At 56.9% G+C, this 14,439-nt stretch carries 11 protein-coding genes and 1 pseudogene; 4 read left to right on the top strand and 8 right to left on the bottom strand.

Annotation, left to right across the window (positions count from 1 at the left end):
- Positions 1-3,174: 3,174 nt before the first annotated feature.
- A pseudogene (locus B0G38_RS23270) lies at positions 3,175-3,387 on the top strand (hypothetical protein); the annotation flags it as partial.
- A gap of 679 nt (positions 3,388-4,066) precedes the next feature.
- Here the strand turns inward: B0G38_RS23270 and B0G38_RS01600 are convergent.
- From B0G38_RS01600 to rpmH, 8 genes are all read right to left on the bottom strand, one after another.
- A complete protein-coding gene (locus tag B0G38_RS01600; protein WP_264667803.1) occupies positions 4,067-5,428 on the bottom strand; it encodes a ParB/RepB/Spo0J family partition protein in 1,362 nt (453 codons plus the stop codon).
- Between the two features lie 77 nt (positions 5,429-5,505).
- A complete protein-coding gene (locus B0G38_RS01595; protein ID WP_264667802.1) occupies positions 5,506-6,486 on the bottom strand; it encodes a ParA family protein in 981 nt (326 codons plus the stop codon).
- A 218-nt stretch (positions 6,487-6,704) separates the two neighbouring features.
- Entirely contained in the window at positions 6,705-7,340 is a 636-nt protein-coding gene (gene rsmG, locus B0G38_RS01590) for a 16S rRNA (guanine(527)-N(7))-methyltransferase RsmG (RefSeq protein WP_264667801.1), read from the bottom strand.
- Positions 7,341-7,382: 42 nt separating this feature from the next.
- Positions 7,383-7,943: a Jag family protein gene (locus B0G38_RS01585; RefSeq protein WP_264667800.1), complete on the bottom strand. Its 561-nt coding sequence runs from the start codon at positions 7,941-7,943 to the stop codon at positions 7,383-7,385.
- Positions 7,940-8,905 (bottom strand): membrane protein insertase YidC, encoded by a 966-nt coding sequence (gene yidC / locus B0G38_RS01580; RefSeq protein ID WP_264667799.1) that lies wholly within the window; start codon positions 8,903-8,905, stop codon positions 7,940-7,942. Before yidC ends, B0G38_RS01585 begins: the two co-directional genes overlap by 4 nt.
- A gap of 6 nt (positions 8,906-8,911) precedes the next feature.
- Entirely contained in the window at positions 8,912-9,313 is a 402-nt protein-coding gene (gene yidD, locus B0G38_RS01575; protein ID WP_264667798.1) for a membrane protein insertion efficiency factor YidD, read from the bottom strand.
- Entirely contained in the window at positions 9,310-9,693 is a 384-nt protein-coding gene (rnpA, locus tag B0G38_RS01570; protein WP_264667797.1) for a ribonuclease P protein component, read from the bottom strand. Before rnpA ends, yidD begins: the two co-directional genes overlap by 4 nt.
- A 74-nt stretch (positions 9,694-9,767) precedes the next feature.
- On the bottom strand, positions 9,768-9,905 hold the full coding sequence (gene rpmH, locus B0G38_RS01565; RefSeq protein WP_003800212.1) for a 50S ribosomal protein L34: 138 nt from the start codon (positions 9,903-9,905) through the stop codon (positions 9,768-9,770).
- Positions 9,906-10,333: 428 nt separating this feature from the next.
- Between rpmH and dnaA the strand changes: the two genes are divergently transcribed.
- From dnaA to gnd, 3 genes are all read left to right on the top strand, one after another.
- Positions 10,334-11,752: a chromosomal replication initiator protein DnaA gene (gene dnaA / locus B0G38_RS01560; protein WP_169993009.1), complete on the top strand. Its 1,419-nt coding sequence runs from the start codon at positions 10,334-10,336 to the stop codon at positions 11,750-11,752.
- 557 nt (positions 11,753-12,309) lie between these two features.
- Positions 12,310-13,434, top strand: a complete 1,125-nt coding sequence (gene dnaN, locus B0G38_RS01555; RefSeq protein ID WP_264667796.1) for a DNA polymerase III subunit beta — start codon at positions 12,310-12,312, stop codon at positions 13,432-13,434.
- A gap of 64 nt (positions 13,435-13,498) precedes the next feature.
- Positions 13,499-14,431 (top strand): phosphogluconate dehydrogenase (NAD(+)-dependent, decarboxylating), encoded by a 933-nt coding sequence (gnd, locus tag B0G38_RS01550; RefSeq protein ID WP_413542012.1) that lies wholly within the window; start codon positions 13,499-13,501, stop codon positions 14,429-14,431.
- Positions 14,432-14,439: the final 8 nt, after the last annotated feature.

The raw sequence follows: 14,439 nt of genomic DNA, 5'->3' as shown, positions 1-14,439 counted from the left end.
CTCGCTTGCTGCAACGTGCGTTTCCACATTCAGGAACCGTCGGGCAGCCATCGCTTAAGGGTGTCGTAGCGACCGTCGTTAGATGGAGAGGAAGGTACCACCCCCGAATCGAACGGTGACTTGTTGTCACCGTTTCACGTGGAACAGCCACCCAACACGAGACAACAATCTGATGTGCTGGAGACTCCGCCGCACCCATGAGCCGACGGGGAAATGGCTGGATTTGAGACTAGTATTGTTCCCCTTCAGCGCGGCCTTACCGCCGCACGCCGATGTACGTGCCACGGGACGCCTAAGAAGCGAGGGTGCCCCCTAACCGTCCTAACAATTGCGGGGAGTAGGGCTCCAAGTGATGGGGCACTATCCAATTCTTTACACCAGACAACGAGTGAAAGCATCCTTTTCCCGTCTTGATTTGACGCGCGCCACTTTCACAATTGGTTTAGCGCTCATCATCGAGAGAGCTTCGCGTACGGGAGAACGTTGACGACAACGTTAGTGGAATGCTTCTCTGCAGGTATTGGTGCCAGCGCAGGAGAACACGTGGTCCGCCAGGGCATCTGCAAACCGCACTCTATAGAGCTAGGTCGGCTGCGGATCGTGTTGGCAATTTTTCAGTCCTACTAACGTTAAGCGGCGGGACAGCCTGCAGCTACACCGACTGACCTGTAGTTTTGACTGTCCCTTCGGCGCCTCCCATCAAGCCGCTGCCCAGGTACTGCGCTCGTTCCACGTGAAACTGTGTCGAGAGCGACACTTGTGTTCCCTAGCCATCCAACTGCATAGCCAATCGCCACGCGCATCAGCGCAACAGCCCCAGGTAACAGCGACGGAGCGCTACTGTGCGGCATATTCATCGAAAGGTCTTGCTCGCTTTCTCGAGTCAGAATCAGACAGCGACGTCTGGACGATGCGGCTTCATAGATGTCCCACGACCTACCCGGCGATGTTCCACGTGAAACTAACCGAACACTAGTCTCCCTGGAACAGGTGGGCACACATTCTCAGGAAACAGCCCTGGACCTATGCCTATAGCCCGAAAGACTCGTTCTGAGGAGGGCCCTTTTTTCGAAGGCTCGACACTGCAAAGTAAACGCCCGCATTCACATAATAGGGGGTCGGTACGATCGGTAATGTTCCAAATGGCACCAGCGCCCGTGTTGCCAGAACCCGCCCTAAAGAAGCTAGCTGGATCTGTGCTGTACGCGTCAAACATGTTATGCCCAGAAGGCAATTGAATTTCTGGAAAACCGCTTCGCTACGCACATAGACCGGGATACCAGAGAGTCGGGATTCGGCCACAGACTCTGATCCTAGAACAGGCGGACAGTGCCCACGCGAAATCGAGGCACACTAGCTGTGGCACCTATCAATTGTGCTCAATTAACCGCGGTCTTTTGGCATAAATCCAACCTATCTGTCCTAGCTGAGAACTCGAATGCGGAATACGTACCGTACAGTTCTATGGACGTTCAGCCGCTTTACCCGCTCCGCAGACCAGTCGTTCCACGTGAAACCTCTCTTGCAGGTCAGGGATATGTTTCGGCGCGCCCTCGAATGCCACATCTGAAAGCTCAGTGCGACAAGCAACAACATGAATGCTGCAATCTGGTACCTGCGAAACAACTAGGCAGCCTGGGAGTAGCACTTCCATCTGGATGAAGAAGAGTATCAATGGTCAGGTCCTGGCTGCAGACGACTGTTCCACGTGAAACATGGCATCCTATACTTGCAGGCACGCCATCCTAAGAACAAGCGAAGCCGAATTCCATGACTCAGAGTATTTCGCTGCAGTCCGGTTGCGCTTGGCTGCCTACTTCGGGGTCCAATTTCGACGGTGTGGGGGAATTCGGGCTACTTGTCATCGCCTCACCCAGTATCCTGATGATTGGTTCGTCAAGCAGGTTCGACGGTTGCATGACGTAGTGCACGGAACGGGCAGCCGATATTGCACCACGAGCTGATCGGAACTGGGACGGTACGGAAGCGTCCAAATGGATCCCAGGACTAGTAGCCAGGGATCCCGATACATCCGATATACCACCGCGTTCCACGTGAAACCAGCACCGCCTCATGAACCGGGTTGAAACAGAGGAATCACAGGTCAAGGAACGACCAATAAGGACCAAAGCGTCGAGGCCAATCAGTCTGCGGCGATTTGCATACTGCTCCTGCCACAACGCGGGCAGATCCACCTAACACTGGTGCTGCCAGCCCCTACTAAACAATGAGGTGCGCTATCGCTCGCCGCGTTTCAAGCGGCTCGGCCCCGATCGGCTGCAGCTCCACTTCCATAACGTATGACTACCCTCGGCTGGCTCCTTACGCTACGGCGTCTGAGGATCATCCGCAACGGGGAGTGCTAACGTGCAGTCGATCAGTCACGACGAGATTGTATGCGCCTCCGTCCTCGGGTCGTAGCGCGTTCGACCGCTCCAGGACTTCACCCAGATTGACGTCCCAAATGTGTTTCCCAGAGAATGCGCGGCCGAAAGGTACTCTTCGAGTGTCCCCAGGATTACGACTTTTGGGTTTCACGTGAAACGCAGGATTGGAACAATGGATACCGTCCGCGGAACGTGAGTTATCTGTTACAGGTAGGATGGATGACAAATTGCTGTCCCGGGGGGTCAGAACATCGCGCACCCAAATCAACCAGCACCGTCCAGCGCCGGCAGTTGGCCCACACAGATGCCGAGGACATAGGCATGCTTTTGGATCAAGCTTTTCAATTCTATTCCAGTCCCATCAGCGCGTTCCACTACGCGATACGAACGGGTTACTCTAAACCGAAACCTCACCACTCCGGGTGAACCCCTCGCCTGTGCCGCTTGCCAAGCTGAGTGCACATGCTGAGGGAACCCTGCCTACACCGAGCCCCACATCGCGTTCCACGTGAAACCACACGCAAAGTGAGACCGATTCGGTGGCCACTTCAAGCTACATGTCCGGTTTCACACGGAACACCCCGCACAAAGGCAAGAAGGGTAGGAGCCGCGCGCTTTCGGAACATTAACCTCGGTCCGCTATTCATGCTGTACTCAGATTCCTTTGGGGGCCTGGAGTAGGAAGTCACCCGTTCCTCACCATGTCCTACTTCTACCTGTCGCGCTCATTTGATGAGCGCAGCGTCTGGTCGAACCCGGCCGCAGGGTACGATTTGGTTGAGTACGTATGCATCCTCTACCGACAGAGGTCGTAAAACCCAAAGACCACGTTGCCAGCGACATTACCGTTCTGGAAGGTATCGAATCGGCCCGCAAACGCCGCGATATGTACATGGGCTCCACACGTTCCCGCCGCCTGCACCTCCTCGTCTATGAGGTGGTCGACAACCCCATCGATGAGGCCCTGGCCGGCTACTGCAATACGATCGACATCGAACTCGCTGATAGCAGTAGTCGGTACCGTTAGTCCATAATGTTGGTACCGTTTGTCCTCGTAGTTGGAACTGTCTTCATTTCCGGGTGTTGCTCTGACGGCGTTGCCACCTGCCACACCGAGCACACCGTCCATTTCATGCGTATCAGCCACCTCCCACGCAAACACGTCATCGCCCGCAGCAACAGAATCGGTCACCAAACAGGCGCAACAATTTCAGCTACGTCGACTTGTTCATCATCGACGGCTTCCTAACCGTGGGCATCGACCCGATCTCCGGCGGCGAAGTCAGGAGCCCAGGCATCCAGCGACTTCTGGGAGTAAACACCTCGGCCACAGAGCAGACTGGCAACCCCAGTGAAAAGCGGTACCACCTGTACGGAACACCCGTACCATTTCGGGCTATTCTCCAATCACACGGCAGATGGGTGACCGGCATTTCAGTAGTTAACGCACTTTCCTCGCGTATAGGTAAGTCGTTCTACTGGTCCGCTTGCCGAGATGAACCGTACCTTACTAATCCGGGTCCGACACAGCGTTCCACGTGAAACCAGACGTAACCCGAAAATATCCGGGCGACTTCGACCGTACTTCTCGGTTTCACGTGGAACAGTATGCCCAGACGCGAGAAGGGCAGGAACCGCTTGACTGCGGGACCTACCCTTCGAGGCAGCTTAGTACTGAATTATCCGTCGCTATTTGGACTCAAGACGGTCATGATCCTGTTCAAGTCGTCGACACTCGCGAACTCTATACTGACCCGGCCCTTCTTTGCGCCCAGGGTAATCTTGACGCTTGTATCAAGCCGATCAGAAAGCGAAGTGGCTAGATAGTCCAATCGCTCATGGCGTGCACCAGCTCGAGGCTTTGACTCCCTCTTTGGCCTACGAAGTCCATCACTTAGTGAGACAATCTCCTCAGTTGCTCTGACGGACAATCCTTCAGCAACAATCCGTTGAGCGAGCTTCTCCATTTCTGCGGGATCTGCGAGCCCAAGCAGGGCACGCGCGTGCCCTGCAGATAAGACACCCGCTGCTACACGACGTTGTACCAACGGCGGTAACTTCATGAGTCGGATCATGTTGCTTACCTGGGGTCGCGAGCGACCGATACGATCAGCCAGCTCATCATGCGTACATCCGAAGTCTTCCAGCAATTGTTGATAAGCCGCTGCCTCTTCAAGCGGATTCAGTTGACTCCGATGGAGGTTTTCCAGAAGCGCATCACGGAGTAGATCGTCGTCAGTTGTCGAACGGATAATAGCTGGAATGGTCTCCATTCCAGCTTCTTGAGAAGCACGCCAACGCCTCTCGCCCATGACCAGTTCATACTTATATTCGCCGCTCTCACCCGATGGTCGGACAACAATGGGCTGCAGAATGCCGATCTCTCGGACCGAGTGCACCAATTCCGCCATGTCTTCTTCGTCGAAGACTGTCCGCGGCTGCTTCCGGTTAGGGTGAATGGACAGGATCGGAACTTCAGCGAACGTCGTCCCTGGCACCTCTACAAGCGTTTCACGGGAAACATCCTCATCGACTTCCGGGGCAGCCGGCAGCTCGATAGATTCCACCAACTCCTGCTCGGCTGCTTGCGACTCATCAGCTGCCGCTGCAGTTTCGGAAGACCCAGCCGGAGTTACCGCCTTTGCATCAGGTTCCACGGGAGCAACCACTAGCTCTTCATTCCCATTAGCTGTGGAGTCTGGAGCAGTCTCGGTCTCGGCGTCCGCGCTATCGGTGTCCAGAGACGGCTGGGCCGAAGCCTTCTTCACAGGTTTACGTGCTGATGGCGAGCTTTTCCGGGGTCCTCGAAGGACCTCAGCGACCTGCGCTGCTGAAGAGGCACCGCCTCTTTCCGAATGGGTATTCAGGAACGGCGAGTTGTCTTCGTCGCGACGGGAAGCTGCCGGGAAAAAAACGTCGACCGGGCGACCACGGCGGGCAGCTGCCGGACTTGGCTCGATATTCTTTTCTTCTGTGGCTACAGGTGAATTCGGAATCAACGCACCCAGGCCCCTACCCAAACCGCGGCGTTTCTCACTCATCAAGGGATCCTTCCTGAATGCACGCGAATGCGAGCATTTTTATGACTAGGAGCTAAGTCTACCGTTGAGAGTTGGAGTTACTTGGATTGCCGCCCGCGCTCGGCAATTTCTGCTGCTGCTTCCTGGTAAGACAGAGCACCGCTGGAGGATGCATCATAAGTGATGACTGTCTGCTGATAACTCGGCGCCTCGGAAATACGCACGGATCGAGGTATCACAGCGCCAAGAACCTGATCCGGAAAGTGCTGGCGTACCTCCGCGGCAACCTGCGCAGCCAAGTTTGTTCGACCGTCGTACATGGTCAGAAGAATCGTTGAAACAACCAGGTCGCCATTGAGGTGCTTCTGAATCATCTCGATATTGCTGAGGAGTTGGCTGAGCCCCTCCAATGCGTAGTATTCACATTGAATAGGAATCAAAACTTCTTGCGCAGCTACAAAAGCGTTGACGGTGAGCAGCCCCAGACTCGGCGGGCAGTCAACGAAGACGTAGTCCAACCGCTCCTGTCCCGCGGCTTCCCGTTCCTTCGCGTACACGTCTATGGCGCGACGCAGCCGCTGTTCCCTGGCGACCAGTGAAACGAGTTCAATCTCCGCACCGGCCAAATGGATCGTAGCCGGAGCTACGATGAGGTTTTTGATGTCCGGGCAGGGAGCCAGTACGTCAGCCAACGGCAGGTCATTAATGAGGACATCGTAAATACTGTCCACGTCCGCGTGATGCTCGACGCCGAGAGCAGTCGAGGCGTTACCCTGGGGATCAATATCCACGACAAGAACATTCAGCCCAGCGGCGGCCAGGGCAGCGGCAATGTTGACCGTCGTCGTTGTCTTACCGACGCCACCTTTCTGGTTGCTTACTGTAAGAATCCGCGTTTCGCTGGGCCTCGGCAGGTCGCGTCCCTGCAACCTTTCGCGTCGCCGGTTCTCGCTGGCAAGCTCACGTGCTAGCGGTGTGCTTTCATCGATCGAATCCATAACGCTGGGAACCGTCGACTCGACCTGCATTTCCGTGGCGCCGGTAGCCGATGTTTCACGTGAAACCTCGATGTTAGTCATTAATTATCGACCTTTATGAGTTGAGTGAACGAAGAAAACCAGCCTCGGAGCCGGTCTCGTGATGAAGTGAAGCTGCGTCCCGCAGAGCGCTCGTCTCCCAAACCCACCAGAACTCGCTCACTTCCCTTATCTCCGGCTTTAGTGACTCTAGACTATCTGCTGGCACTCCAGAATGACGACGACCCCACGCAGGTGTGGGTTATTCGTCAGCGGAGGAATCAGCGACCAACCACAATACGGACAACGGTGGTGGGTTCCTCCAGGAGATCTTCCCCAACCGTCACGACAGAAGTGTCCGTGCCGCCCAGCTTGCGGATCACCTTCGCGGCCTTCTCGATCTCTTCTACCGCGCTTCGCCCCTTGATGGCTAGAACTTGCCCATGGCCTTCCAAGAGCGGAATCGTCAGGGGTGCCAGCTTGTTCAGGGCGGATACGGCCCGTGCCGTTACAACATCTGCTTTGACCTGTCCTACGGCCAGTTCTGCACGGCTGCGCAGGACCTCCACGTTGTCTAGGCCTAGGTCGTCGATAACTTCATTCAGCCAAATTACCCTGCGCTCCAAGGGCTCGATTAGTGTGAGCCGCAGGTCAGGTCTCGCCAGGGCGAATGTAAGTCCGGGCAGGCCAGCGCCGCTTCCGACATCGGCGACATAAGCGTCGGCGGGAATGAGTTCGGCTACGACCGCACAATTCAGCACGTGCCGGCTCCAAAGACGCGGCACTTCACGGGGACCCAGCAAGCCCCGTTCCATGCCTGATGTTGCAAGATGCTGCACGTAACGTTCTGCCAGCGCTGTTCGGTCTCCAAATACCGACGACGCCGCTGCCTTCTCTTTCGGCGTTATTTCAACCACGTATATACCTCGATAAGTAGGTCAGGCCAACGGCCGGCAGGACTAGGAAGCGAGCGAGACGACAATGTGGCGATTGGCTCCTTCGCCTTCTGACTCGCTGGCCAACCCGAGGTCAGCTACCGCATCGTGAACGATCTTCCGCTCATACGCACTCATCGGTGCCAAAGCGACCTCTTCGCCGGTCTCTTTTGCCTTGGCGACGGCATCCTGTGCGATCTTGTGCAGTTCGACGCTACGTTCTTCCCGGTAGCCGGTGATATCAAGAACAAGTCGTGATCGGCTCTCCGTAGATGTCAGAACGGCCAGCCTTGCGAGTTCCTGCAGTGCCTCCAGGACTTCGCCATCACGGCCGACCAACGCTTGAAGAGCATCGTTGTCGTCCTCTTCAGAAACGATCGAGATATACGTACGTCCGTTGCGGACTTCGATGTCTATGTCGCCGTCGATATCGGCGATGTCGAGCAACTCCTCCAAGTAGTCCGCAGCTACGTCGCCTTCTTCTTCCAAACGGCTCGCGTTGTTGGACTGTGTGGCCGACTCTTCGGATTCGGCTTCCAGGGCTGACTGATCGGCAGATGTATCGGAAACGCTCTCGGTGCTCATTTTCTCTTCCTGTTCTTACGCTGGGGCTGCGGGCGCTGCACCTTGGTGGCAGCCGGGGCCTCGACGGCCGACTCCTCGGACTTCTTCTCTCCCAGAAGGGGGACCATAGGCAGTCCCTTCTTTGCACGACGCTCAGCCAAGGCCTTGGCAGCAGGCGAACCGGGCGTAGGCATCCGCCTGATCACAAGGAACTGCTGGCCCATTGTCCAAAGGTTGGTAGTGGTCCAGTAGATGAGAACACCAATGGGGAAGTTGATTCCACCGATGCCGAAGACCAAGGGGAGGATGTACAGCATCATCTGCTGCTGGCGCATGAACGGGCTGGCCAATGCTTCCTCGGACATGTTCTTGGACATGATCTGCTTCTGGGTAATGAACTGCGATGCAGTCATCGCCAGAATCATGATGATCGACAGCACGATAACGGCAACCTGGTTGTCGCCACCGCCGCCGTGAAGAAGAGAGGCTGATAGGGGTGCACCGAAGATGGTGGAGGCATCGAACTGCTGAATGTCTTGGGCGGACAAAGCACCGATACCGCGGCCTTCGTCGCTAGCTCCGGATGCCTGGCTCAGTACCTGGAACAAGGCAAAGAAGAACGGCATCTGGATCAGCATCGGCAAGCAGGCCGAGAATGGGTTGGTGCCGTGCTTTTTGTACAGGGCCATTTGTTCCTGCGTCATCGCCTGACGCGAGAGCTGATCCGTCTTACCCTTGTACTTCTGCTGGAGCTTACGGAGATCCGGTTGCAGCGCCTGCATTCCGCGCTGGGCCTTGATCTGCTTGACGAACACCGGGATGAGAGCAGCCCGGATGACCAGCACCAAAGCAACGATGGACAGCGTCCAGGTCCAGCCGTTCGCCGCATCCATTCCCAAGGTGGTGAACAGGTCATGGAACGCCCGCATGATCCATGAGACCACCCACATAAAAGGGAAAAGTATGGTGTTCAGGAAGTCCATTACTCGTTAGCTCCTCGGGCCGCTTGGACGGCCTTCATCGTCGGCCGGAATCTCCGGGTGATTCAGCACAATAATCCGTGGCGTTCCAGCGGGATTCTCCCGAAGCAGACGCTCATAATATGGGGACAACGGCACGTGATCGACGCCGCCGTCGTTCCAGGGGTGGCAACGCGAAAGCCGACGCACCGCAAGCCATGTTCCCTTAGCGGCTCCATGGACGGTCACCGCTTCCAGCGCGTAGGCCGAACAAGAGGGAAAAAACCGGCACACTTGTCCATACACAGGAGAGACGACTTTTCGGTATGCCTTCAGCAACCCGATCAGCGAGTTCTGCGGCAAAGTCCAGAAAAAAAGCGCGGCGGACGCAGCGGCAGGAGGCTGCGCCGGCGAATGGCTTGTTGTGCTCATTCGGCGGGTCCTCCCTGCTCGGCCGCGGGCAGTGCCGCGCGGAACTTTGACGTCGCTGCTGCAAATGTCTTGCGGTAGTCGTTGCTCAGAGCGCCGAAGTTTGCGTTCGCTGCCGGAGGCAATGCCCTGACGACAACAGAAAGCCCCTGTGGATAAGCCCTGAGACTCTGCACCGCGATCTCCCGCAGTCTCCGTTTAACGAGATTGCGGGTTACAGCGTTCCCCACGGCCTTGGACACGATAAAGCCGAAAGTGCTCGGCTGGTCCAGGGCAGTGGGAACCGCGTATAACACTAAGTTCCGACGCCCAGAGCGGGCGCCGGAACGTACAGTTGTTGAGAAGTCTGCCGAAAGGCGCATCCGGTTTTTACTGGACAGCATGATAATGAAAGCTGCCTACTCCGGTGTGCGGCTGCTGAAAGACAAAGCAGCCGGATTCGACAAACGGCAGTTGGTTAGGCCGACAGTTCGGTACGGCCCTTGCCGCGGCGCGCTGCCAGGATGGCACGGCCGGCGCGGGTACGCATGCGAAGGCGGAAGCCGTGCTTCTTGGCACGACGGCGGTTATTCGGCTGAAAAGTCCGCTTGCTCACGGTGGTTACTCCAAGACGATCGACAGATGCGCCTCAGCCCGTTGCAACAAGGGGAAGTAACAGGCGGACGCTCTATTGGGCATCTGCTCTGGCAACCTCACAAAAGGCATGGGGGTATGCACAAAGCAGACACGAAGGACTACATAACGGTAGGGGTTCGAACGGCGTTCCGTCAAACCAGCACCGCGCCGTTGATATCCACCGGTGTGGATAAACACCTGTGGACAACCTCCTGCCGACCGCTTTCGCCGTCGCCGAACGCATTAGTTCACTCAGGCCACTTTCCAGCTATCTTCTACCAGAATCATCATCTACTCTTGGCAAGAGCACTTTATCCACGTCTGTGTATAACTCTGTGGATGAAGGTCCTGGATCCGGTAAAACGGGAAGTGGAGGAATTTGCATTACTGCTATTTGAGGGGTTTTCGGTGGATACGGACCAAATAAACGACGTCGGAAGCTCCTGGCGTAAGGTGGTTCGCACCTTGGAACGGGACGACAGAGTCAGTCCCAGGCAGCGAGGTTTCGTAGTCCTCGCCCAGGCCAAGGGCTTGATTGGAACCACGCTGTTGGTAGCTGTTCCCAATGAGCTCACCAGGGAAGTCTTCCAATCCCAGCAGCTCAAGGAGCCGTTGCAGGATGCCCTCCGCGATGTCTTCCAGGACGAGATTCTCTGTGCATTCTCTGTGGATACCGACATGGTCACCGAGTCGGAACCCGAACCCGAACCGGAAGCTGCCCCGTCGCCGGTCAGCACCGCCGGTGACGAAGTTCGTGCGCAGCCCACTCCGCCGAGTACCTCGCATGAATTCGGCCGGCTCAATCCGAAGTACATTTTCGACACCTTTGTCATCGGTTCATCGAATCGTTTTGCACATGCAGCTGCCGTGGCCGTAGCCGAAGCTCCCGCCAAGGCCTACAACCCGCTCTTCATCTACGGTGATTCAGGGCTGGGCAAAACCCACCTGCTCCACGCGATCGGCCATTATGCCCGGCACCTCTACAATGGGATCCGCGTTCGCTATGTAAATTCCGAAGAGTTCACGAACGACTTCATCAACTCCATTCGGGACGATGAAGGCGCAAGCTTCAAACAGTTGTACCGGAACGTGGACATTCTCCTCATCGACGACATCCAGTTCCTTGCCAACAAGGATGCAACTCAGGAAGAGTTCTTCCACACTTTCAACGCGCTGCACAACCACAACAAACAGGTGGTCATCACCTCGGATCTTCCGCCGAAGCAGCTTTCCGGGTTCGAGGAACGGATGCGCTCACGTTTCGAGTGGGGCCTGCTGACCGACATCCAGCCTCCCGAGTTGGAAACCCGGATCGCAATTCTGCGCAAGAAGGCCATCAGCGAGGGCCTTTCCGTCCCGGATGAGGTGCTTGAGTACATCGCGTCCAAAATCTCTACCAACATCCGCGAACTCGAAGGCGCGCTGATCCGTGTCACTGCCTTCGCAAGTCTGAACCGCCAGGCCGTGGACATGGCCCTGGCGGAGATCGTCCTCAAGGATCTGATTACCGACGACGGGGCACAAGAGATCACATCGACCACGATCCTGGGTCAGACGGCGGCCTACTTCAAACTCAGTCTTGAGGAGTTGTGCAGTAAGTCGAGGACCCGCACACTCGTGACCGCCAGACAGATCGCCATGTACTTGTGCCGGGAGCTGACGGATATGTCACTGCCGAAGATCGGTCAGGAACTGGGTGGCCGAGATCACACAACCGTCATCCATGCGGATCGAAAGATCCGGGAACTGATGGCTGAACGGCGCGCCATCTACAACCAGGTAACCGAGCTGACCAACCTCATCAAGCAGCAGCAGCGCGAGAACTAACACCATAAAGTCCACTCCCCGGGTACCTTTCGCACTCTTGGCAATTTTCTGAAGCTTTTCTTTCAGGCTCTCCGGACCGTCCGAGATTAACAGGTGTGGATAAAGCTGTGGATGGTTAAGTGGAGAACCACGCTTCACCAGAGGATAACTACCCTGTCCCCTGTGGATCCCAATAATCACAAGGATTCTTGTCCACACGACCTCACAGGCACCAACGGAAGAACTGCACATCTTGTGAACAGGACAATTTGGCCAGCACCCGGGGCCAGACCGAGTTATCCACAGTATCCACAGACGTTATTAACACTACGAATCCCATTTATTCAGGCTTTTCCAAATAACATTTGACCCTTCCGATCCCAGCTCACGGATGCCTGATCCCCTAATCCACCGAAATCACCCTCCGGTGTGAGAATGCCTGTCTGGCGGCTAAGCTTGCACAGAGAATTGTTGTCATTGGTCAACAGCAGCCGCCGGTTCTTTCTGCCGGGAAGAGCGGCAGAGTTGTAACCACTGGCATTCCCCGGCATGTACGTTGTGAAAGGCGGCACACTTCAGTGAAGTTCAGAGTTGATCGGGATGTCCTGGCCGAGGCCGTTACCTGGACAGCCCGCTCGCTGTCACCGAGACCTCCTGTTCCCGTACTGTCCGGCCTGCTTATCAAAGCCGAAGCCGGCATGGTCAGCATCGCCAGCTTCGACTACGAGATATCCGCCCGTCTTCAGATTCCGGCGGAGGTAACCGAAGAAGGTACCATCCTCGTTTCCGGCCGCCTCCTCGCGGACATTTCCCGGAGCCTCCCCTCGGCCCCGGTTGATGTCTCCACCGATGGCACGAAGGTGACCCTGACCTGCCGCAGTAGCCGGTTCAACCTGGCAACCATGCCGGTCGGCGACTACCCCGAACTGCCTGCCCTGCCGGATATCAGCGGTGTTGTTGATGGAGAGGCTTTCGCGGAAGCGGTCAGCCAGGTGATCATCGCGGCGAGTCGGGACGACACTCTGCCGATCTTGACCGGTGTCCGCATGGAGATTGAAGACGATCTCATCACATTGCTCTCCACCGACCGGTACCGTTTGGCGCTGCGCGAGGTTGCCTGGCGTCCAACCACACCCGGTATCTCCACCAGCGCACTGGTCAAGGCAAAGACTTTGAACGAAGTTGCCAAAACACTCGGTGGTTCCGGCGATCTGAGCATCGCGCTTTCGGACAACAGCGAGCTCATTGGCTTTGAAAGCGGCGGTCGCCGCACCACTTCGCTGCTGGTCGACGGCGATTACCCCAAGATCCGTTCATTGTTCCCCGAGAACACACCCATCCACGCAACGGTCGAAACCTCGGTGCTCGTTGAGGCGGTACGCCGCGTGTCCTTGGTTGCCGAGCGCAATACTCCCGTACGCCTGGCCTTCACCGACGGGCAGCTTTCGCTGGATGCAGGCACGGGCGAAGATGCCCAGGCATCGGAGGCAATCGAAGCAGGCTTGTCCGGTGACGAAATTACGGTTGCTTTCAACCCGCACTACCTGTCGGAAGGCCTTAATGCCTTCAGCAGCAAGTTCGTCCGTTTCTCCTTCACAACTCCGCCAAAGCCGGCGGTCATGTCTGCCCAGGACGACCTCGAAGGCGATGACAAGGAAGACTACCGCTACCTGCTGATGCCGGTGCGGTTGCCGAACCAATAGGCCGAAAGCAGCAAGAACCTCAGTTCAGACCCGCGCCACCAGTCTCAATCACAACCGGGAAAGAGTGATCGTTATGCATATCGGCCTCATTGGACTTGGGAAAATGGGCTTCAATATGCGCCAACGCTTGCGTGACGCGGATATTGAGGTAACCGGCTACGATCGCAATCCCGAACGGACGGACGTCGAATCGGTCGATGCGCTGGTGGCAGCCCTTCCGGCACCACGGATCATCTGGGTTATGGTTCCGGCGGGGGAAATCACAGACTCGGTGATCACCGATCTGGCCGGAAAGCTTGAAGCCGGAGACCTTGTGATCGACGGCGGGAACTCCAAGTTCACCGAGGACCAGAAACATGAAACGCTGCTGGCCGAGAAGAACGTCGGGTTTGTCGACGTCGGCGTCTCCGGCGGTGTCTGGGGACTGGCCAACGGTTATGGGTTGATGGCCGGCGGAGATCCGGACCGTGTGCAGGCAGCCATGCCGCTGTTCGATGCACTGCGCCCCGAGGGACCGCGGGAAGAAAGCTTTGTTCACGTGGGCGATGTCGGTGCCGGCCACTACGCAAAAATGGTGCACAACGGCGTCGAATACGGACTCATGCAGGCCTACGCCGAAGGCTACGAACTGCTCGAAGCCAAGGACATCATCAAGGATGTCCATGGAACGTTCCGCGCCTGGCAAAAAGGCACCGTGGTCCGTTCGTGGCTGCTGGATCTCATGGTCAAGGCGCTTGAAGAGGATCCCGGCCTCAGTAAGATCGCCGGCTATGTCGAAGACTCGGGCGAGGGCCGCTGGACGGTGGAAGAAGCCATAGCCCACGCCGTTCCCGCACCCGCCATTACCGCCGCGCTCTTCGCCCGGTTCGCTTCCCGGCAGGACGACGCCCCGGCCATGAAAATGGTGGCGGCCCTCCGCAATCAGTTCGGCGGACATGCCGTCCGCGCACCCGGCGTCCGCGACGCCGGAGAACAGCATGATGACAACCAGAAGTAGCCGTTGCT

It is taken from the genome of Crystallibacter permensis, assembly GCF_025960875.1.
In the GTDB taxonomy this organism is placed as follows: Bacteria; Actinomycetota; Actinomycetes; order Actinomycetales; family Micrococcaceae; genus Crystallibacter; species Crystallibacter permensis.
Note: the sequence above shows the minus strand (reverse complement) of the source record. Positions and strands in the feature narration are given on the sequence as shown.